Annotated in this window: 17 protein-coding genes; 4 read left to right on the top strand and 13 right to left on the bottom strand. The window is 57.0% G+C overall.

What is annotated here, in order from left to right; all coding sequences use genetic code 11:
- The first annotated feature begins 2 nt into the window (after positions 1-2).
- Positions 3-1,874: a BatD family protein gene (locus tag B1781_RS11755; RefSeq protein WP_078119851.1), complete on the top strand. Its 1,872-nt coding sequence runs from the start codon at positions 3-5 to the stop codon at positions 1,872-1,874.
- A gap of 154 nt (positions 1,875-2,028) precedes the next feature.
- On the opposite strand, the gene chrA is transcribed toward B1781_RS11755, so the two are convergent.
- Together chrA and B1781_RS11745 are read right to left on the bottom strand one after the other, a co-directional pair.
- Positions 2,029-3,393, bottom strand: a complete 1,365-nt coding sequence (gene chrA, locus B1781_RS11750; protein WP_408646373.1) for a chromate efflux transporter — start codon at positions 3,391-3,393, stop codon at positions 2,029-2,031.
- A 46-nt stretch (positions 3,394-3,439) separates the two neighbouring features.
- Positions 3,440-4,405, bottom strand: a complete 966-nt coding sequence (locus tag B1781_RS11745) for a chromate resistance protein ChrB domain-containing protein (protein ID WP_078119849.1) — start codon at positions 4,403-4,405, stop codon at positions 3,440-3,442.
- Between the two features lie 287 nt (positions 4,406-4,692).
- On the opposite strand from B1781_RS11745, the gene B1781_RS11740 reads away from it, so the two are divergent.
- Positions 4,693-5,631: an MBL fold metallo-hydrolase gene (locus B1781_RS11740; RefSeq protein ID WP_078119848.1), complete on the top strand. Its 939-nt coding sequence runs from the start codon at positions 4,693-4,695 to the stop codon at positions 5,629-5,631.
- 125 nt (positions 5,632-5,756) lie between these two features.
- On the opposite strand, the gene B1781_RS23175 is transcribed toward B1781_RS11740, so the two are convergent.
- A complete protein-coding gene (locus B1781_RS23175; RefSeq protein WP_164513360.1) occupies positions 5,757-7,865 on the bottom strand; it encodes a PAS domain S-box protein in 2,109 nt (702 codons plus the stop codon).
- Positions 7,866-8,369: 504 nt separating this feature from the next.
- Between B1781_RS23175 and B1781_RS11730 the strand changes: the two genes are divergently transcribed.
- Positions 8,370-8,534, top strand: coding sequence for a DUF1328 domain-containing protein (locus B1781_RS11730; RefSeq protein ID WP_078122026.1), 165 nt, complete (start codon positions 8,370-8,372; stop codon positions 8,532-8,534).
- Between the two features lie 179 nt (positions 8,535-8,713).
- Positions 8,714-9,532, top strand: coding sequence for a formate/nitrite transporter family protein (locus B1781_RS11725; RefSeq protein WP_078119847.1), 819 nt, complete (start codon positions 8,714-8,716; stop codon positions 9,530-9,532).
- A gap of 22 nt (positions 9,533-9,554) precedes the next feature.
- Here the strand turns inward: B1781_RS11725 and B1781_RS11720 are convergent, their stop codons facing one another.
- From B1781_RS11720 to B1781_RS11680, 10 genes are all read right to left on the bottom strand, one after another.
- Complete coding sequence (locus B1781_RS11720) at positions 9,555-10,598, bottom strand: App1 family protein (protein ID WP_125932048.1); 1,044 nt, start codon at positions 10,596-10,598, stop codon at positions 9,555-9,557.
- 22 nt (positions 10,599-10,620) lie between these two features.
- On the bottom strand, positions 10,621-11,370 hold the full coding sequence (locus tag B1781_RS11715) for a YqaA family protein (protein WP_334223699.1): 750 nt from the start codon (positions 11,368-11,370) through the stop codon (positions 10,621-10,623).
- Entirely contained in the window at positions 11,310-12,116 is an 807-nt protein-coding gene (locus tag B1781_RS11710; protein WP_078119844.1) for a DUF1206 domain-containing protein, read from the bottom strand. The genes B1781_RS11715 and B1781_RS11710 overlap by 61 nt, the downstream gene beginning before the upstream one ends.
- A 257-nt stretch (positions 12,117-12,373) precedes the next feature.
- Positions 12,374-13,999, bottom strand: a complete 1,626-nt coding sequence (locus B1781_RS11705) for a phospholipase D-like domain-containing protein (protein ID WP_164513359.1) — start codon at positions 13,997-13,999, stop codon at positions 12,374-12,376.
- Between the two features lie 476 nt (positions 14,000-14,475).
- On the bottom strand, positions 14,476-14,838 hold the full coding sequence (locus B1781_RS11700; protein WP_078119842.1) for a hypothetical protein: 363 nt from the start codon (positions 14,836-14,838) through the stop codon (positions 14,476-14,478).
- A gap of 8 nt (positions 14,839-14,846) precedes the next feature.
- Positions 14,847-15,248: a hypothetical protein gene (locus B1781_RS22950; protein WP_125932047.1), complete on the bottom strand. Its 402-nt coding sequence runs from the start codon at positions 15,246-15,248 to the stop codon at positions 14,847-14,849.
- Entirely contained in the window at positions 15,241-15,732 is a 492-nt protein-coding gene (locus B1781_RS11695; RefSeq protein ID WP_164513358.1) for a hypothetical protein, read from the bottom strand. Before B1781_RS11695 ends, B1781_RS22950 begins: the two co-directional genes overlap by 8 nt.
- Positions 15,733-15,930: 198 nt before the next feature.
- Positions 15,931-19,440, bottom strand: a complete 3,510-nt coding sequence (locus B1781_RS11690; protein WP_078119840.1) for a patatin-like phospholipase family protein — start codon at positions 19,438-19,440, stop codon at positions 15,931-15,933.
- A 518-nt stretch (positions 19,441-19,958) separates the two neighbouring features.
- Entirely contained in the window at positions 19,959-20,891 is a 933-nt protein-coding gene (locus B1781_RS11685) for a nuclease-related domain-containing protein (protein ID WP_078119839.1), read from the bottom strand.
- Positions 20,892-20,969: 78 nt separating this feature from the next.
- A complete protein-coding gene (locus tag B1781_RS11680) occupies positions 20,970-22,472 on the bottom strand; it encodes a type I restriction-modification system subunit M (protein ID WP_078119838.1) in 1,503 nt (500 codons plus the stop codon).
- Positions 22,473-22,474 lie beyond the last annotated feature (2 nt).

Below are 22,474 nucleotides of genomic sequence, written 5' to 3'. Positions count from 1 at the left end.
CCATGCCGTTAAGCCAAGGTTTTCGAACGCTGCTGGTCTGCGCCCTGCTGATGTTGGCGGCTCAGGGTGCATCGGCTGCCGGGCTGGAGGCTCGCCTCGATCGCAATCAGATGGGCGAGGGCGAGGTCGTGCAGTTGATGTTGCGAACCGACCGCCAGAGTTCGGGCAACCCGGACCTGTCGCCCTTGCAGCAGGATTTCGAGATCGTGAACCGCGGTCAGAGTTCACGGTTCGAATTCAGCAATGGCAATGCACGCAGTTGGCGCGAGTGGCAGATTGCGCTCGTGCCCAAGCGTACCGGGGAGCTGACGATTCCGTCGATCAATGTCGGCACGCTGTCCAGCGAACCGGTTGAGCTCAAGGTGTTACCCGCCGGCCAGACGACGCAGAGCAACGATCCCTCCAAGCCGGTGATGTTGGAGGTTGAATCGACGCCCCACGAACCGTATGTGCAGGGCAAGGTGGTTTACAGTGTGAGGCTGCTGTTGAAGACGCCCCTGCGCAGGGCGAACCTGACCGACCCACAGGTCGCCGACGCGATCGTCGAACGCCTTGGCGATGAGCGCCGCTACGAAACCTATCGCAACGGCCAGAACTACCGGGTTATCGAACGCCGTTACGCGATCTTCCCGCAGCGCAGCGGCACCCTGGAGATCGCGCCGCCGGTGCTCAGCGCGCGCGTACCCTTGCCCAATCAACAAGGTAACAGTGTGCGCGATCGCGTATTCGGTGGGCGTGATCCGTTTGCGCAGTTCGACCAGTTTTTTGGCAAGAGTCCGTTCTCCGACATGGGCAGCGCCTTCGAACAAACGCGACCGATCCGTTTGCGCGGCGAGATGCAGACGCTCAATGTTCTGCCGCAACCGGCCGGTACGCCGACACCCTGGTTACCGGCAGAGTCGGTGACCTTGAATGAGGCCTGGTCGCCGAATCCGCCCGAGTTTCGTGTGGGTGAGCCGGTTACCCGCAGCATTGCCATCACCGCGCAAGGTGTAACCGCAGCCCAGCTGCCCGATCTTTCGCCGCAGGCAGGGCAGGGGGTAACGGTGTATCCGGACAAACCGCAGACCGAAACGCGTGCCGACGGCGATACCTTGATTGCGCAAAAGATCGTGAAGTCCGCATTGGTGCCGTCAAAGTCGGGCAAGCTCTCGTTGCCGCCGGTTGAGCTGAAATGGTGGGACGTGAACAACAACACGCTGCGGGTTGCACAGCTCCCCGGGCGCGATATCGATGTTCTGCCCGGCGCAGCCGGCGAAACCCAGACAATCGATGAGGCGCAAGCCGGATCGGTTAGTCCGCAGGCAGCTGCAGCACCAACTACCGCACCTGCCGTTGCTAATGACACGGATACGGTGCCCAGCGGTGACGGCAACAATGCTACGGCGTCGCAGTCAGCCGACTGGCGCTCGGGCTATTGGCCATGGATAGCCTTACTGTTCGCTGTGGCATGGGCGGTCAGCATGTTCCTGTGGTGGCGTTCGCGTCGCGACAATGCCGGTGCTGGCGGCAGCCTTTCACAGGCCGCGACGGCCAAGCCTTCGGCGATGTCGAGCAGCGCGGGGCTGCTCAAGCAAGTCGAGAAAGCGTGCCAGGCCAACGATGCCAAGGCCACGCGCCAGGCGCTGCTGACATGGGCAGCGGCCGTTTGGTCGGACGACCCGCCGCAAGGTCTGGAAACTCTGGCGCAACGTCTGCCGCCGCCAGCCAAGCCGGTGTTGGAGGAACTCAATCGCAACCTGTACGCGGGTGAGGCCGCGCGTTGGGACGGACCCGCGGCATGGCAGGTGCTCGCTTCGCTGCTGAGGGATCAGGCAGAAAAGGGTACGCGTAGATCGGGCGATTCGGCGCTGCCGCCGTTGTACGCGAACTGAACCTGCCGTGCGTTTGTGGGAGTGATTACCCGGCGCTTTCGCCAGCCTCACCGCTGAAGCCGCTGCATAGGGTGATTGAACCAAGGCGAATTACCGAGAGTCCCAGCCAATCTCCGAGTGCTAACGGATAAGCGCCTTACGCATGGACTTCAAACTAAAAAACGAACGAATAGATCAACCCTGCCACCGCACAGGCCGCGATGACCGGGATGATGCCAACCTTGTAACGCCACAGCGCGACAAAAGCTGCGACCGTTATCAGCAGCGAGAACCATTCGAAGCGCCCTGTAAACGGGGCCGATTCCGTCGCATCCGGCCACAGCACATGCCAGGCGAAGAACACTGCGAGATTCAGAATGACGCCGACCACGGCAGCTGTGATGCCGGTCAGCGGTGCCGTGAACTTCACGTCGTCGCGGGTCGCCTCGACAGCCGGGCCGCCGACCAGGATGAACAGGAACGACGGCAGGAACGTGAAGATCGTCGCGACCGTCGCGCCCGCAACGCCGGCCAACACCAGGCTGTCCGGGCCGAGGATTTCCTTCGTCCAGCCGCCGACGAAACCGACAAAGGCAACCACCATGATCAGCGGGCCGGGTGTTGTCTCGCCCAAAGCGAGGCCATCGATCATCTGCGTACCCGTCAGCCAGCCGTGTTGATCTACGCCACCTTGATAGACATACGGCAACACCGCATAGGCGCCACCGAAGGTAACCAGTGCCGCCTTGGTGAAGAACCACCCCATCTGCGTCAGCGGGCCGTGCCAACCGAAACGCAGGTATAGGAAGCCCTCCAACAGGATCCAAATCGCAAGACCAACCGAGACATGGCCGATGGTCGAACGCCAGTTAAAACGCGCCCAGCTCGGCGCCGGGGTGTCGTCGTCGATCAATGCCGGTCCGAACGTCTTGTCCGATGCACCGTGACCGCCACCGGCCTTGAACTTGTTGGGTGCGATGCGGCCACCAAAATAACCGATGATGCCCGCTGCCACCACGATGTAAGGGAAGGGCACATGCAACGCGAAGATCGCTACGAAAGCGGCCGCGGCCAGGCCCCACAGCACGCCATTGCGTAAAGCGCGCGAGCCGATACGGTAGGCGGCGAACACGACAATCGCAGTGACTGCCGGTTTGATGCCGTACAGCACGCCGGCAACCGCGGGGACGTCGCCGAAGGCCAGGTAGACCCAGGTAAGGGCGATCAGGATGGCCAGAGACGGCAACACAAACAACACACCTGCCATGATCCCGCCCAGCGTGCCGTGCATCAGCCAGCCGATGTAGGTGGCGAGTTGCTGTGCCTCGGGCCCCGGCAGCACCATGGTGTAGTTCAAGGCATGCAGGAAGCGGTGCTCGCTGATCCAGCGTCGACGCTCGACCAGTTCGGTGTGCATCATCGAGATTTGGCCGGCAGGACCACCGAAGCTGACAAAGCCGAGTTTCAGCCAATAGCCGAACGCCTCCCACAGCGAAACGGGACGCGGCTGTGTGTGTTCATCGGCTGTAGCATCGCTCAACGTGGACATGGTGTATGCCTCTCTAAGGTTGGCCAGCGATGCTGGCTTAGGTTTCAGCCGTCAAATACCGCTGATAAAGCCCATCCAGCATGGGCGTCATCGCGTTGAGCAGTGCGTCATCGTCCGGCGCGGTGTCGCGCAGGCCCGCGAGTACGGCTTCAAAACCGGCCGCTTCAGCCACCTCGATGCCGCCCACATCGAGGAAGTGCACCAATCGGCCCAGCCGAACCAGCCCCGGGTCCGCGTCCAGTCCGAAACTCGCCGTTAGCACCTCGAAGGTCACTCGCTCACCAACATGCGTGAATGCCGCGCCGTCGAAATCGAAACCCAAAGCATCCTTCGGGCACGCATCCGGGCGCTCCAGCCAGACAAACCGCGCCTCGTCGTCGATGAAACGACGTATCAACCACGCGCTGGCCACGCGATCTACCCAAAGATGCCGTCGTGTCGCCCACTGCCTGGCGTGGTAATCGGATGACTTAAGCTGTGCGATCTGTCCGTCCGAAGCCGCCGGTTCTTGTGGCGAAAACCGTCGATTCAGTTGCTCGGTGAGTTCTTCCAACATCACGCGCACCCGCGCTTGCGCATCGCCGGGGAAGAAATCGATCGCCGAGACCCCTTCAAAATCGCGGTGCAGCTGGCGCAGGCGCTGCCGGGCCGATGTTTCGTCCAGGCCGACCGCATCCGAACGCAACCCCACCAGTTTCCGCTCGAGTTCCGTATAGGCTTCGGTGCGGTCGAAAGCGGCACGCAACTGTTCTTCAACCATGGGACGCTGCGCCGGCAGTTCGAGCAACCAGGCCGTACCGCCGTCCTTCTCGACCTGGGCACCTATGGCCTCCAGCGCCGCCCGGTGGCGATCGTTCGCGGGCAGCAAGATCACGCCATCACGTAAAGGGGCTGAGCCCAGCTCTTTCAGCGCACGCCATAACCGGACCCGCGGCGTGCTTTGTGATCGGCCGGGGAGGGTGCTCGTAAACAGGACCCATGCATGAGAATTGAAACTGGACATATTGAAACAGATATTACACGATGCAATAAGTGTTTCAATCTGCGTGTCGCAAGGAGATGCCCCAAGGCCGCCCCTCTGTCTCAAAGCCGACGCGAAAACACACGAGGAGTATCCGCTGCGAACACGACAGCAATAAGTCTGGGAAGCGGCCTGCATGGCGGAAATCTGCGAATAAATTGCGGCCTGATAGCGCGTGTCGTATACGCAAAACCTTCGGCTATTCGATCATCAAATGTGGCTGACGGATTTCTGTGCAAATCCTTGCCGATCTTCAATTTGGAGACCAAATGTTCAAGTACTTTTTCATGCTGCTCGCGTCCGTGCCGATGCTCACTACCGGCGTTGTGACGGCGGCGAACCAAAGCTATTCTGCACTGCACCTGCAACAGGTCGCCGACGATGTCTACGCGGTGATAGGACCCTTCGGAAACCGTTCACCGGAAAACCTCGGCAACAACGCGACGTTCGGTTTCGTCGTGACCGACGAAGGTGTTGTGCTGGTCGACTCCGGTGGCAGCTACAAGGGTGCGCAGGCGATTGACGCCGTGATCCGACAGGTCACCGACAAGCCGGTAAAGATAGTCGTCAACAGCGGGGGACAGGATCACCGGTGGTTGGGCAATGGCTATTTCAAAGAGAAAGGCGCACGGATCATCGCGAGCACCGCAGCGGTCGCAGATCAGCGTGCACGCCAACAAGACCAATTGCTGGTACTGGGTAATCTGGTCGGCCCGGAAGGGATGAGCGGCACGGAACCCGTCTACGCCGACGAGACGTTCGACGAAAGCATGAGTATCACGCTCGGGAAGAAAACGTTCGCACTAAGCAAGGTTGGACCCGCACACACGCCGGGCGATAGCCTGGTGTGGCTGCCTGACGAGCGTGTCGTGTTCAGCGGTGACGTGGTGTACGTGGGGCGCATGCTGGGCGTCTTGCCATATTCGAATGCCAAACATTGGATCGAGGCGTTCGAGACAATGGCAGCGCTAGAGCCTGTCGGCATCATTCCCGGACACGGCCCGCCCACTGACCTGGAAGGTGCGCGCGCCGATTCTCTCGACTACCTCGTGTTTCTCCGCGAATTGGTCGGAGAGTTTATGGACGGCGGCGGTGACATCACCCAGATCGGCACACTCGACCAGAGCCGTTTCGAGCATCTTGTGGACTACGCAACCCTCAAAGGCCGCAATGCCCAACAGGTGTTTCAGGAGATGGAATGGGAGTAGGGAATTGCTATCCGCCGGGTTTCAGCGGGATGACATAGCCAAGGCTTTCTAAACAATTTTCGTAAGTCAACAACGCGGTGCCGGCGGCATCTGCGCAAGAACCGGCCAACTCTCTAGAGAACGGGTCATTCGCTCGCTTGATCGTTGCCGCTCATTGCGCCGCGCACGGCCTGGATGAGGTCGCGGGTGTTCACCGGTTTGCTGAGATGCGCGACATTGTCGAAGATTGCCGGTTTTTGTGTGCGCGAGTAACCCGATAGGGTGATGAACGGTGCGTCGAGCGACTGCAATTTGTGTGCGATCGCTTCCGATGTCTCGTCGCCCAGGTTGATGTCGAGTACTGCACAATCGCAGCCGTGTTCTGCGAGCAGCGACAACGCCTGTTCAACGGTATGCGCCGGCCCCAGCGGTTCGAAACCGGCCGTTCGCAGGCGCTCGGCGAGATCCAAAGCCAGCATCGAATCGTCATCGACAATCAGAATACGTTTTCGATCGGTCGTATGGCCAGTCGATGCCTGCGAGGACAGGGCAGTTCCCTTAGGTTCGCCATGAATGGCGCGTTCGGTCGGTGCCAGCAGTCGCCATACCAAGCCCTGTTCTTTGTATTCGAGCTCAGCGGTCGCACCGAGCGATACGCTGGCCATTTGCTCCACCACGACCGAGCCGAAACCGCGGCGCGTGGGTGCGGTGACCGGCGGTCCATCGAGTTCAGTCCACTGCATCGAGAACTGATCGCCGTCGCCGTCCCCATCCTGGCGTTGCCAGGTGATGACCACTCGCCCCTCGTCGTTGGAAAGGGCGCCGTATTTGCCGGCGTTGGTCGCCAGTTCGTGCACCACCATCCCCAAGGCCTGCGCGGCCGCGGCGTTGAGTTCCAGACGTGGGCCATCGATCCGGATGCGACTGCCGATCAGGTCTTTGAAATGGGCAAGCTGCGAAGTGACGAGGTCGACGATGTAGGCGCCGCGCCAACCGCTGTTGACCAGCAGATCCTGGCTGGCGCTGAGTGCCTGAATACGCTCGAGGAAGTGCTCAATGAAGTCATCAGGATGAGTTGACGTTGTCTGCCGCGCGATAGCCTGGACCAGCGCGAGCATGTTCTTCGAGCGATGATTGATCTCGCGCAGCAACAACTGTATCTGTTCTTCGCGCTCGCGCTGTTCGGTGACATCGGTGTTGGTGCCGAACCAGCGTGTGATCCGCCCCTCGCTGTCATGGATCGGGAGGGCACGGGACAGGAACCAGCGATAGCGCCCGTCGGCCCCACGTAATGGAAAGGTATCTTCCCAGGGTTCGCCGGTATTCCAGGAATGCTGTATGCGCGCAACGACGCGCTCTACATGATCGGGGTGGTGCACTTTCTTCCAACCCCAGCCCTGCATCTCGTCCAGCGTCGTTCCCGTGTAATCGTACCAACGCTGGTTGTACCAGAAGATCCACCCCTGGGCGTCGGCCATCCAGGCCAGTTGACTGATGTTGTCGGCGAGTGTGCGGAAGCGCTCGAGCGACTCGCGCAATTCCGCCTTTCGTGCCTGGCGCTCGCTGATCTCGCGCGCGATGGACGACACGCCGATGATCTCGTTGGATTCGCCGAAGATCGGCGACACCGTCACCGACACAGCAACGGCTTTGCCCGCTTTGTTCAGGCGGAAGGTTTCGCGGTTCTGTATCTGCTCGCCAGCGGCAATCCGCGTAAGAAAGTCGCGCTCTTCGTCGATGCGCTCCGGAGGAACGATCGTCAGCACCGACTGACCGACCATCTCGTCCGCGGTAAAGCCGAAAATGCGTTGTGCGGCAGAATTCCAGCTGGTTACGATGCCGGCGGTTGTCTTGCTGATGATTGCGTCGTTTGACGATTCAACGATTGCGGCAAGACGTGCGCTGTCCATCTGTGCCGGCGGCAGCTCGCCAACGGCCCTGACGATGACACAAACCGAAGCGTCGTCCATACGGCAGGCAATCGCCTCCGCATCGAACTCGCGCCCATCCCGATGCCGTAGCCGGCAGGCGACGCGCGCCAATCTCCCAGCTGCGGCAGCAGGTAGTCTGTGGACCGCGTCGTCGACCTGCTGCTTCGCCAGAACCATCGAAAAATGTTCGCCGATCAGCTCGTCAGTAGGCACGCCAAACAAAGCATGCGCGTCCTCATCGACGCGCTTGAATCTGCCCTGAGCATCCAGTTCAAACTGGATATCAATACCGGGCAAGCGGGTTGGCGGATGGTCAGCGGTCAACGATCGATCGTCCTCGTTCAGGTATCAAAAACATCCGGGTCGAACACTCCTTCGACAGCAGCGGCAGCGTAGCTTAATCCAAGTCGCAGGCACGGCAAATCCATGCAAGTCAGCAGCAACAACAGGCCTGGCGGGAGAGGCCGCCCCCCGATGTTTTGCAGCTGCGGAACCGGCGGCTGACCGCCTCAATCAAATCCCAGCGGCCGCAGCGCCATGTGCGAGTCGGTTCTGCGGGCGCAATCGCGAATGCCGTGGATATCCGCCAAGTGTGGCTCATATGCGGCGCAATTCGACCGGATTTTACCGTCGACGGTCACGCGATGGGGCCTGAAACGGGTGGCACGTGCCATGCAAGGAACCCAATGCCACGCGCCATGAACGTTGTTCATAGCAACGGCGTGGCAGTGAGCGAGTCGATCGGTTGGGTTCAAGCGAAGAACTGCAGGTTATCGAATCGGCGCTACATCAATTAACACCCTTGGGGTCGTGTTGGAGGAGAGACAAATGTTGAGTTGGGCACTTATTTTCTTGGTTGTTGCACTCATTGCGGGTGTGCTGGGTTTTTCAGGTATTGCCGGTACGGCATCGCAGATCGCGTGGATCCTGTTTGTGGTCGGGTTGATCGTCGCCCTGGTGTTCTTTGTTATGGGCAAGAGGCCACGCGTGTAGGCATCGAGTAAAGGATGCCACATGCCTCACTGGCTCAAGGATACAAGCAGGTAACGCAGACAGGCCGGCCTTCAATCGTTGCGCAGGGCAACGATTGCCGGTCTGCCGGCGAAGCAACGGGTGATCTCGTCAGGTTTCGACTAATCGACAACCCGATGGGCGCACTGGTAGGCCGTTGAATGAATGACGACGCACATAACAAGCAACGTGAAGCAGAGCAGATCGAAGAAAGTTCGATGCTGCAGGCGAAGACGGTCTACGAGGTCATCAGGCAGGAGGGGCGCGAGGAACTGTCCCGGCCAGTTGCTTCGCTCTGGTGGTCGGGTGTCGCCGCCGGCATTGCCATCAGTACCTCGCTGTGGGCCGAAGGCATGCTTAGGCACGCATTGGCTCCCGGTCACTGGCAGGAGCTGATTGCGACGGCGGGTTATTCCATCGGGTTCGTGATCGTTATCCTCGGCCGCCTCCAGTTGTTTACCGAAAACACCATCACACCGGTGTTGCCGTTGTTCGCCGACTATTCCAACAAGACGCTGCGCAGAACCGCTCGGCTTTGGGCCGTCGTACTGGCCGCCAACCTATTCGGTACCTTTCTGGCCGCTGCTTTCACCGAATGGGTCAGATTCACCTCAGACGCTCAACTGGCCGTGTTTTACGAAGTGTCTACACATTTGATTCACGGTCGCGATGCCCGCGATATGCTGGTACAAGCGATCCCGGCCGGTTTCTTCGTAGCCGCCTTGGTTTGGATGTTACCCAGTTCGAAAGGCTTTGAGCTCTGGGTGATACTGCTGATGACCTACCTGATCGCGATCGGCGGATTTCCGCACGTGATTGTCGGTTCGACCGAGGTGTTTCTGTTGTTGCTCAGCGGGCAAATCGATCCGGTTCACGCCATCGGCTCGGCCATGGCCCCCATGCTGGCAGGTAACATCATCGGTGGCACGGTATTGTTCTCGATGCTGGCGTATGCGCAGGTGAGGGCAGAGATCAGCTAACGGTCTTGCCGGCAGCGAGTGCTTATAGTTTCTGTTTTTCGGCATCCTCGGCTACGTGTTGCTGATCACCGGGATTCAGCCAGCCGGTCGCCCGCGCGTCGGCGGCCATCTCATCCGTCGAAGTTGCGGCAACGAACCGAACACCGGCTTCGCCCATCCGCTTGTTCAGATCGAGCAGTTGCTTTTGCCTTTCCGGTCCGCGTTGCAGGTCGCGGATGTAGACGGTTTTGATCCGCCCCGGATGGCGCTCCACGACTGCCGCGTACACTTCGGGGTCATGCTGACCACTGTCGCCAATCAAGACGACCGGCAGTGTCGGGTAGCCTTTCAACACGAAATCGATCATGTTCGCCTTATGGTCTTCGGCGCGGCGCGGAAAAGGATGGCGCCATGAGATCCCCCAGTCCCGTAGCAGTAAGACAGGGCCGACCGGGATGTCGTGACACTGGAACAGCTCCTTCAGCAAAGGATAAATGCTCCAGGGACTGCGCGACACATAGATCATTGGGTTGCTTTCCCGACCGGAACGCCCGCCGTGCAGACCCTTTAAGAATGCACCCATTCCCGGGAACGGCGCGCGTTCGTCGACAGACGCGAAAAACAGTCTCCACAGCATCATGAGTTTGTTGGCGACGCCGGTGTAAACCACGGTATCGTCGATGTCGCTGATCACCAGCAGCCTGGCACTGTCCGGCGCACGGAGTATTTCACTGCTGGCCAAGGTTTCTATGCCACACGAATTGTCGGTCAGACGTGCAGAATAGGGTGACCAAAGGTCATCGCCTGAGAGCGGCACGGCCTTGTGACAACTGAAGAAATACCCGTGACTGTCCGACTGCGTGTGCCACAGATTGTCGCCACAGCGAAGTTCGATCTCCATCCGCGGGGCATGGCGACTGATCAATAACTTGATGCCTTGGCGCAAGCGTCGCAACAGGCCGCGCTTTCGCGTTTCGTCTGCAAGCCAGGAACGCCGGATAACCCGCCCGGCGACACAGATATGTTCGCCGTCGCCGAATCCACGGAACAACACCAGTTCGAAGGGGCTTCGCTTTCTACCGAACACTGAAGATCATCCGTCCGCGTCGTCAGAGTGCAACGCCATTGATTGCAACCACGCCTGAAACGATCAGCAACAGGCCAATTCCAACGGGCGTTTTGTGACGTTTCCAAAGTGAAACAGCCTGATCGCCGACCAACGCAACCAATAGGGCAAGCCCGAAATAACGGATGCCGCGTGCAATCGTAGCTGCCAATAAAAATAAGAGTATTGGATAGCCCGCAACACCGGCAGCGAGCATTGCGACCTGGAAAGGAATCGGCACCACGCCGATAGCGAGCACCGCCCAGAATCCATCGTTGTCGAACCACGTCTGGAAGCGTTGAAAATCCTGCTCCCACCCCATGGCTGCGACCAGCTGTTGGCCGAGCGTATCGTAAAGAAAATAACCCAGCCCATAGCCGACCACGGCACCGATCAGACAACCCAGGGTGGTCACGAGCGCAATACGCCATAACAGGTCGCGACGTGCCAGCATATAAGGGATCAAAATAACCTCGATCGGGATCGGGACGATGATGGTCTCGAAGAATGACGCGATGCCTATCGACCAGAGGCCAAGCGGCGAGTCAGCCAGTTGGCGTGCCCAGTCTCCTGGGCGCTGCCAGGCGTCACGAAACCTCGTCACCTGTTGATCATTGTTGCTAGCCACCGCTGATTCATCGGCGGTTGTTTCAGAGCTGTGTGAATTCATAACAAAGCCGCGCGGATTGACGGTTAACCGAACTCGGGTGCTGTAGGTTTGGAGATGTGTCGCCAGCGAGATTCGACCAAACAATAGAGACCGAAGGCACCCAGGCCCAACGCCATACCGCTTAGCAACCAAGGGCCATACGATGAACTCTCCAAAGTGCGTAGGACACCGCCCAGCCCCTTCGCTTCGCTGCTGTCGACATAGAGCGCTGCGCGTACCAGGAAGCCGCCGATCATTACGAAAACCAGGCCGCGCGCAACCAGGCCCAATGTACAGATGGCACGGACCCATAGATGATCGGGCATACCTGATTCGAGGCGTTCGCGATAGCGCCCCTTGATGCCTTTGAGTGCATGCGCCACGCCCCACAGCGCAATGCCGATGCCGATTGCCCCGAGCAGCCACCGGCCGAACGGTTGCCGCAATAGCCATGACGAGCTCTGTTGAGCACCGGATGGTCCACCGGCGTCTGCGTTCCCGAGCGAGGTCACCAGATAGATCGCCGTTAATGCGAGCAGGCCGTGCGAAACGGCACTGACCAGCAACATGGCGCGCACCGCGATGCCTTTGATATCCCGACCATGGCGGTCGGCATCGCCGATTGACTGCATCAAGCGCCAGACCATGAACGCAACCAAACCCATCGCAATGATCCACAACAACGATTGACCGAACGGCTTTGTCGCAAGTTGGGCCAGCGCACCACGTGCACCGTCGCTGTTGCCCGCTCCCGTCATGCCGCCGATTGCAAAGGCGGCGATCGCCAGGTACACGAAGCCGCGCGCAAAGTAGCCGGTGCTGGCTATGGCTTTTAATAGGTTGTCGTTCATGGTCTTCGACCCTTCGTCGGTAGGGCACAACCCACGGGCTGCATATCTACCTGAGTCGAAGCAATGAGTGCGCCAGTCGCCTATGGTGGCTGCAAAACCGGCGCCGATCGCAGCAACAGCGTCGATGCGAGCGACATGAGGGTCCGAATGGGCCGAGGCGAGCCATTGCGGTGTTGCATTTGCACCGATGCAGACGTTTGATGGCGAGACGTGAACTCAACAAGCGTTGTTGACGGGGCGTCGCCAACAATCACTGATCAGAACATCGGATCGATCCAGGGTAGGGCGATCAACGAACGCGCGACGTATCCCCAGCGCTCAACTTCCGGCCACTCGCTGGGATCACTGTGTTGCAAAGGCCCGTAGGCAACTACCGGGGCACCTTCCTCATCGTAGACCGGCTTGCCTTGCTCATCGCGCTTTATCCGGTAGCGCACCACTTTCGGTTGGCCTTGGTCGATCATGTGCCGCGGCTTTCGCAGTACGCGGTCCACGAACGCCTCAGACCAGACCGCAACCATCAATTCGCTATTGATGGCCATGCTCAGTGGATCCAGGTTGTAGGTGCCGACCAGAGTCAACCGTCCGTCGATCGTAATTACCTTGGCATGTTGACTGTGCCGTTCGGCAGCCACGAACAGGCGCAAGCCCGGGGCCTTGGCCAGCAGTAGCGGCCACTGTTCGAGAAACACGGCCTGGCTGGTGGCACTCTTGCTGGATGTCGGCCCGTTGACGAGTATTGTGATGCGAACGCCGCGCTGTGCCGCCTCGGTCAAAGCAGTGGCCGCTTCTTTCGGCAGCACGAGATAGGGCGTCTGGATGAAGATCGACTCCTGCGCGCTGCGTGCCAGCATGATCATGGAGTTGCTGATTTCGTCGTCGCCTTCGAGCAAGCGTGTTCGACTGTCCAGTAGGCGCACAGGGGCGGTCAAAGACGGCGGCAGCGAGCGTTTCAAGATGCCCTTCAAGTTCGGGTGCTTCCTTAACTCGGCGAGATAGGGGAGTTCTCGTTCTTCCATGCCCTTGGTCACGGCATCCGGTATTTCGCGACCGTGCAACCATGCATCCATTGCCTGGTAAGTCAGTTCCAGATCCTGGCGGGAATCATGGATATCGACAACGTCGAGTGTGACGGTCTCTGCCACACCGCTGTTAAACTGCACGTCAAATGCAGCCACCATGGCTTTTTCGACCTGTTCGCCGGTCAATAGCACGTCGGCGTCGCGAAATGCCTCGGGCGCGAGTTTGGGGTCGGCGAAATACTCTGTCGCGATACTGCGTCCGCCGGTCAGTCCGCGTTTGCCGTCCGCCAACAATAACTTGTCGTGTTCACTGGCGACGATGGCTATCGGGTCCAGGGTGAGAAAGGCATCAAGCAGGCGCGACAGCATCGGACGAAACATCTTTACGTCAACCTTCTCGGTGTTCACCAGCGTGTCGAGATAGTCGTTGCCACGAAGATCGCGCGACATCTTGGTACCCCAGGCATCGAGCAACACGCGAATTTCGACGCCTTGCTGCGCCTTGTGGTAGAGATGGCCGAGAAACGCCGTGCCGAAGATGTCTTCGCTAAGGATGAAGTAGCTGATATCGAGACGTTCCCGGGCACTCTCGAGCAGGCGCCAACGGGCCGCCCAGGCGATGTCGTTGTCGTCGAGAAACGTGAGTTCGGTGTCGTTGGCTTGGCGCGACGGTAATTGCTTCCAAGCTGCAAACAACGGATCGCTGCCTCCTGGTGGCTGCGTCGTACCGCGATCCGTCGGGCGCGGCGGCATCTGCGCATGCAGTGACATATTGGCGATGGTCCACACGGCCACGACCAACAAGGTGGCGGCAACGACGACTGTCGACTTTGTGTGTTTTCTGAAGCTGGCACGTTTCATTTTTTTCTGCGGTGATGCTTGCGCGGTGCGGTACTGGAGTATTGGCAATATCCGTACCTGGGCGAATCCAGCGCGGTTCAACATTCAAAATGCGCCGGCGCCGCCCGTGACAGGCTCAAATAAGCCGACGTGACTGTTGATCTAGGCCATGGCAAGAGACGAGAACTGGCCAATTGGTATACAGGGGGACGCTGGGGCAAGTGTTGCTTGCTTGGTGGCTTGATCGGGAGTCGGACCTGAGATGGGTATCGTGGAGATCCGTACGATACTACGCATAATACATATTATGTTAAATCATTAATCTGCCTCCGATTTGGCAATACTGAAGGCACACCAAAGCCGTGGAAGACTCTCTATTCGAGCAGCCAAACGGTCCCGGCATTTGTGCGGAGTTATTTCGGCCCCGCTGTCTGGGCAAACACAGATGCACACGACCAGAGTGGCAGGGCCCGCTTCAGCTAGAGCTCATCAGGGTTTCACTGCTCTGGCTGACTGGTGGTGTAGTTCATCAGGTTCTTGGTTCCCTGATCATTCACCTCAACCATTTTCTTTGCAGCTTCACCGGAGGCGAACTCGGTAGTGATACGTAGTTTCCCCAAATACTCCGGGTCGTTTAATAGTTCGAACCTTGAAAGCATATTCATCGCTTCCTTGCCCTCGCCTTGTTGAGGAGCGAAGGTTCCGATTGTCCGATCGAAGCCGGCATTCACGGAAATTGGTTCCGCCACATCCGAGTTGATCTTCACTGTTGCTAGGCTGAAATTAGTGCTCTCACCGTAGACCAAGGCGTCATTGCAGCCATTGAGTAGCAAAGCAAAACTAACTGCGACGAAATTCATACACTTTTTCACTGGCTTATCCTTTTATCGGTTGCAGTGTCGCACAACGTCTCAACACCTGTTCCAGGGTTTTTTGCGGCGTGTTCGATTGCCGCGTCTCCTGTGGCCAAACTCTCAGAAAATCGAGTGATCTGGATGCCCGTTACTTCAAAATGCGTACAGTTGTACGTTGATAATGCATCCCCGGTGTCGGTTTTCCTCGGCACATATGCTATGAACGCCCGGTCATATCCCACCAAAAGTTTGCCAGAGGTTTTTGCACTGTTGATCGATCCCGAGACTCCGATCGTCGAATCTGCCGCCACAAAAACGTTATTGCTTTCACAGCCGACAAGTAAAGCTGCAACGAAAAACGAAATAGAGAGGGTGCGAGCCAGTCCATGCGCTCGAAAATCAGATAGTTCACTCATCGAACGTGCTCCTTCTGTTTTTGACGAAGTTGATATAGCCCGAACTCGGGTTCTTGGTGTCGAAAAAGACTGAATACACTTGATAGTCAGTGCCATCGAAGTCGGCCAGGATCGCCGTTCGCTTGATTCCGATCGTGAAGGAGATCAAAGGTGGGCTCAAATGGACTTCCAATCCGTATGCCGAAAGATATCGTGAGAGGCAGGATTCGGCTGCTGGCATCTGCCTGCCGTCCCAGTGATGCGAGCCGACAATGCCATCGAAGGAATCGTCATCTACTAAGCAAACGCGCTCTGAATAACCGACGGTCAGGCCAGCATCCTTGCTCTCGGTGCGAATATGCAATCCCGGCACCGACTGCACGATCACCCACCCTCCTTCGAGCTTGGTCACGTCGAAGGAGGTAAAACCAACCCGATTCACCGCACAAGCATTCAGAGCCAATGGGACACAACAGACGACTAAAATCTTGCAACTCCAGATCAAGATATCCGTATCCCGAAAAAGCAAAGCCGAAAAATGTGAGCAGCTATTCCGCATCGGGGCAATCAATTCCGAGAAATGCTTTTTTGTGGCGCGTGGCCCGCTGCCGTGAGAAAAGCACCTGCATTTGGCTGGTCTTGTGCTTCACGCGGCTCGCGCATTCGCACCCAAAGCGCCGAGCGATTTGGGGGGGCAGATTCGCTAGATCCGCAGGTCGGCCACTTCGCACGCCGCCACGTCTGGGATGGAGAAGTGGAAATAGTCACTCAGAGTAGTCCACTCTCGTTTGTTCGGATTGAAGCCTTTCAGCTTTCCATCTAAACGCTTTAGACATTGTGCAATAGGAGTTGAATCGAAACGGTAACTGAATCTCTTCACTCCTCTCGATTGCTCGACAAAAATATTCCTCGGCAATGTGCTGAGCGAGTTGTTTAGCTCCGAAATGGCTGCTGCATAAGCGCTGATGCCGGCATGCAGCGCGTTTTTTGTCTTCTCATCGAATTTCTCATCGACGAGATCCGCTACTTGCAAACCTGCAAGAATATCGCAATCGTTGTTGCCTGCGGCGACTTTACAGAAAGCAGTTTCCGCATCGGTCGCAAATGACGACTGTAATTGTGCAATATCGGGTGCATCGAACAACGGAAGTTCCACGAGAGACCTTACGTTTTCGGTTTCTTCGCCTTCGGAGTTCAGCATGCCAGTTAGCGCCTCCTTTATCCCTATTCTGCGGTTCGCGTCATAACTCGTAGCCTCGCGTAAGATCACCCTAGCTTGCTCCAGAACCGATGCACCAGAATCGGTGCGCGAATCGACTGCGGCTCGCCGAGTACCGTCTGCATCGACGGCGACGATTCTGTCTTTCGGTAGAAATAGATTGCGAGTCGCCCTCTTGAATCCACCGAGCGCTTTAAACACGCGTGATAGTTCATTGTCGTCGACTTTTCTGCTACCTACTTCCAGTATCCCGTCGTAGTACTCTTGATGGTTGCACAATTCTCCGCGCGGCCCGATCTGCAAACTTCGATGACGTTCAACGCGACCGAAAATTTCCTCCAAGGAAGCATTGAATGGTTTATTGACGCGGAATAAGTCTCTGAGGAGATTTATACTCTCGATCGCCGAAGTGTTCGCTTGACACAGTGCCCCCAGCTTCTGAACCTGGGCAAGCATTTGTTGGCGCTGTGCTTCAACGGCATGATGGTCAACCTTGATGGGTTTTCCTTCTTTGTCTTTCTCCTGTACCGACGCCTCGATCTGCTGAACAGCCTTCTCGAGAAGCGACTCCGGATTGCCTTCCTTGCTTTCAAACTGAGTTGCATTACGCTCAACAACGCAGCCCCAACATTGGCTGTCCGGCCTGCAATCATCGCCCGCTTTGCCTTGAGCGCACTGCAGTCGATTCGAAAACTCACTAACAGTCTCTTTGCATTGCTCTGCCGTTGCATTCTCAATCAACAAGACAGACCAGTCGGGCGCAAGAAAACGTCCCTCAAACTGAACAAAGCAATCCCCGTTGCGTGAAAACTTAATGCGGTCTTTGATGTCTTCCTTCATCTCAAAGTTTGCAATTTTATCCTTCAAAATCTTGAGATTACCGAGTGTTACTCTTTCGTTACTAAAGTCACTCTTTGCATCATCAACAATCTGCCGATAATCTTTCGCATCTTTCTCACTGACTTTGTTTCGATCGAGCAGGAATTCAAAAATGTTAACATGCGCTAAATCGACTGAGTCGTACAATGCGCTCTGCCTTGCCTCTGCCGCATGGAGCGATTTCTGAAGTCTGTCGCTGTATTTGTCGAGTGTTCTTGACAAGTCAGCGGCATAGGCATCGACGAACTTCCCAACACTTGATTTCTTAGCATCGCGTACGTCGGAGAGTAATCCAGCTTCCTGTGCATTATTGAATCGGATTAAACTTGCCGCCTGCGTTCCCGCAGAAAATCTGGTGGCACAGGCAACGCTATCCCTTGACTCTATCGTGCCTCCTGATGCCATAAAACACACCTGCAAATGCTTATGATCAGGGCTCCCTAGATGCTTCATGCATTCGTTATGAGTATGTTTCTCGGTTATCCCACTGCATAATAGGTCGAATGCCACACGATGTGCTTCCTCATAAAGATCGTGATTTTTTCGATAAGGCATCGTCGGAGCATGTTTCGGTTCTTCAAAATAGATTCGCCTCATGGCTTGATAATAGCCTTCTGCGATCGTTGATAATCTCTCGTCCAACAAGAGCCCACCAGCATTCTTGAAAGTACTGACATCAGAACCTCCGCCGGCTGTCGTGCCGCAGCCTTCGTTTTTGTTGCTTCCGAACGCAAGACAATGGAAGTGACTTGGATTGCGCGAGAAGCCAATTGATGCACCAAACAGCGCGTGACTTGCAGATGGCCGTTCCCATTCGTTAGGTTGCTTCTGATCAATGCTCCTCAACTCTTCTTTCAGGCGCCGCTTTTTTGAGTATCTTGGCAAATCCGCATTACGCATAATTGCAACCTCGACGAGGCTATCGTCAACCGGCGATTCCACGGTCGAAGTCGACACCTCTACGAGCGCATCCATAGATATCAGCATTGCCCTCCTCGCCGAACGTTTACCGAGACCATCCACAGTGGTGGAACCGAGCCAGTGCGAAACGATGTCTAGAGCTGCATCTACACCGTTGTCATCCGCTTGGCCACCATCAGTTAACCGGACAAAGCCCCCATTCTTTCCGCAGTCCTTCTCTTCACGCGTCACGCCATCTATCTTCGCTTGAAAAATGCCGTCAGAAACCAATGGCGGAAATGCGGCTGAAGAAGCGAGTGCGAGAGAATAAGGAATGTCGCCTGTGAACGTCGTCTTGCGCCATTTGCCTCGCCATAGATAGCAGTCAATATCCGCCAGGCGGTCTCCATAAGAAGTATCTGACTTAGTCAGATTGGATGTGGGTCGCAAATCGTAAAATGACACGACCCGTCCGGTATGTGCATTCGTGGCGTTCACAATATGAACTGGCGGTCCATTACGGTGCGGACGTGTTATGTCTGCAACGGTCAAATGATGCCGATTGGTAAGTATTGGAGATCCCTTGCACGCATCGACCTCGGTGAGCCTCCAGTGATACTTCTCTTCCAATACATCAATATTTCGAACGTCATCGTCGAACGCTGGTAGACCCCCAAAACGGCTCGCAATATGTAACAGCCACCGTGACGACATGACGTCAAGGCGGTCTCGGTTCCGTTTCAGCAGTTCCAGCGCTGGCTTTACTTGCTCACCTTTACAGGATGCCTCAAGGTATGCCGCAATATATACCGCGACGCCATAGGACCCGCCAGACACGCTGCTTATATAGTCAATTTCATCGAGTAGAGTGTTCTCTGACCTTTCGCCGGATTCGACCGAACCCAATGAAATATTATCGAAGGCAAGAAGAGCGCCGATTGCGTAGTGCGCTGCCCGGTGCCCCCCACCTGAAATAGCCAGCACCTCCAGATGGTCATCGTCGAACGAAACTAATGATGATTCCTCGACTCCCTTCAGCTCCGCTGCCAATTGAGGAAAACCGCTTCGTTCAACGTAGTTGTCCTTGACCCAATCATTCATTGGGTCGTGCGGCTGGCAGCCTGCCAGCAAGGCCGCAACAAGCACGGTGAGTAGCAAACTATCGGTACGGGGACAATGTACAGCAATTGGGTTGAAAAAAATTTCCTTGTTCATAAGCGGGCGTCCTTGTACTAAGTTAGACAACTCGGGACAGGCTCCTTCGTTCAAACTACTCCAGAATCAACAATTCTTTTCAAGATGAACGCTAGGCTACTGATTCGCCAGCGAAATCGACAGTCTCAGATATATATCCTTGTCACTTAGAAAAGGCGTGACGTCTTAAGTAGAAATTCTGCCAAAGCAATTGTAGAACACGATCGGTTGCGGCGAGAACGTTTCCATAACTATAAGTAGTGTCGAATATGCGACAAAGTGAACATCAGGCTTATTGGCGCACATGGTTTCATATCGATACTTGTTGGTCGTAGGCTTGAAAGCTGCCGTTCGGCGGGCTTCTCCAGCTTACGACTGATGAGCAGCCCCTTGTGGCCGTCGGACCCGGTAGCAAATGGCCGCTTTGGCCAAATGCGTCGGCTCAGAATTGCATTCGGAGTGAAGATCCTAAATTACTGTTATTTTCTACCGAGAACCGTTGGGTTTGTCGGCTGATCTGAGACGCTGCCCCAGCGGGCTCAGCCTCGCAAGAATTTGGATTTGGCTTGTTTGGCCGCAACGTTGGATCTGGGCGCGACATCTCGGCATTTGTCTTCGACTTGATGCGCGATTCGTTGAATCATCGAGTCATTCAAGCGTGCCCCTGAATAGTCAACAATCGCCTTTTGGGATTCACGTGCATTGAATGCCAGGACGTCAGCGATCTTCTTCCGCTCGACCAACCAACCCGGAATCACCAGCGCCGCTTTCACAGCAACCCGTTCACCAACGGCACTGGCCAACCAATGAGAAAGCCACGCCGCCTGGCGCTTGGCCTGTTCCAGGGGTTCGCTCTCGGTCCAACCCGGGAACACCAGCCGGTTGCCTTCGCAAACGACAGTTGCATCGGCTTTTCCCTTGCCGGTGTCGGGCTTGCTCCGGGCTTTTGTTTCGACGGCGAATACCCCTGTTGGGCCGATCACGATATGGTCGATGTTGAACTTGCCGGCCGGAAAGTCGTGGTAGACACGAAACCCGTACAGCATCAGTTGATTGAGTTCCTTGCCAACACCCAATTCACCTTCATATCCCAGACGCAGGACACGGATCTCCCTGAAGCAGGGTATCGTCTTACGACCCAAGTAGATGAGCCCGATTAGACCGATTACGGCATAAAACAACCAGTTGACGTGGCTGATCTGCTTGTTGGCAAAATAGGCCTGGCTGATAAACGCTGCGTACAGCAGTGGGAGGATCAGCATCACGCCCATCCACCAGCCGAGGAAGTCGAGCCGCTTCTCTTCGATCTTCTCGTAGAGACTGTGTCCCCGGCTACGGAGAAACTCTTTGGGAAATGGCGATCGCTTCCCAGATTGCAGGCGCCTTTCCGCGCGATCCAGAAGCCAGTAAACCGAACTGATTGCAGCCAACATACAAACGACCAGTATCCAGGGCACCAGGTACGTAATCATCTTCGTTCCGTTGAATATGGCTGTGGAGGTATCGGATCGCCCTCGCCTACAAAGATACGGATAGAAAACGGCTGGTTGTCAGCCATCCATCGCCTCCTCTACTTCTTCTCCCAGGTCTGCGGCAATCTCTCGGAACTGCTCTAAAGCAGCTTGAAGATCCTCGACGATCTCAGCAGCGATGATGCCGGGCTCAGGCAGGTTGTCGGATTCTTCCAGCGACTCATCTTTCAGCCAGAAGATATCCAGGCTGGCCTTGTCACGGTTGACCAGTGTTTCGTATTCGTAGGCGCGCCAGCGGCCAGTGGGTGCTTCTTCACTCCATGTCGGCGCACGAAGATGGATGCCCTCCGGTACATAGCACTTCACAAAGTCGTCCAGGTTGTCGCGCTTGAGCGGATTGGTCTTCAACGTGAAGTGCATGTTGGTGCGCAGGTCGTAGATCCACAGCTTGCGGGTCCACGGGGTTTCGCTGGCCGGCTTCTTGTCGAAGAACAGCACGTTGGCCTTGACGCCCTGGGCGTAGAACAGCCCGGTGGGCAGGCGCAGCAGAGTGTGGACGTCGCACTCGTGCAGCAGCTTGCGGCGGATGGTCTCACCTGCCCCACCTTCGAACAGCACGTTGTCCGGCACCACCACGGCAGCGCGGCCGTTCACTTTCAACAGCGTCTTGATGTGCTGGACGAAGTTGAGCTGCTTGTTGGAGGTGGTGGCCCAGAAGTCGTCGCGCTCGACGGTGTCGCGCTCCTTGCTGACCTTGCCGCCTTCGCCAACGATGGTGGTGCCGCTCTTCTTGCCGAAAGGCGGATTGGCCAGGATGAGGTCGAAGCGGTCGCCCGGATCGGCTGCCAGAGAGTCGCTCACCACGATGGGCTCGTATTCCTGGTCGCCGATGCCGTGCAGCAGCATGTTCATGGCGCACAGGCGCGCGGTGCTCTGCACCAGCTCCCAGCCCTTGAAGGTCTCTGACTTGAGCGCCTTCTTCTGCGGCTTGGTCATGTTCGGGTAGTTGTCGACCAGGTACTGGTGCGCCGCGAGCAGGAAGCCGCCGGTGCCGCAGGCCGGGTCGGCGATGGTCTCGCCGGGCTCCGGGGCCATGACATCGACCATGGCCTGGATCAGCGCACGCGGGGTGAAGTACTGGCCGGCGCCGGACTTGGTGTCCTGGGCGTTCTTCTCCAGCAGTCCCTCGTAGGCATCGCCCTTCACGTCGGCGCTCATCACCGACCAGTTTTCCTTGTCGATCAGGTCCACCAGCAGGCGGCGCAGCTTGGCCGGATCCTGGAACTTGTTCTGGGCCTTGTTGAAGATCAGGCCGAGCAGGCCCTTTTCCTTGCCCAGCGCATCGAGGGCATGGCGGTAGTGGTCGAACAGCTCATCGCCATCCTTCTTGATGAGGCTGGACCAGCTGTACTGCTGCGGCACGATGCTGGGCTGGTGGTACGGCGCCTGGGTGCGCTCGTCGGCCATCTTGAGGAACAGCAGGTAGGTGAGCTGTTCAACGTAGTCGCCGTAGCTCATGCCGTCGTCGCGGAGGACGCTACAGTAATTCCAGAGCTTGTTCGTTATATCTGCCGGACTCATTC

Source organism: Thiosocius teredinicola, from assembly GCF_002009425.1.
Classification (GTDB): Bacteria; Pseudomonadota; Gammaproteobacteria; order Chromatiales; family Chromatiaceae; genus Thiosocius; species Thiosocius teredinicola.
This window is presented reverse-complemented; position numbering and strand designations above follow the sequence as displayed.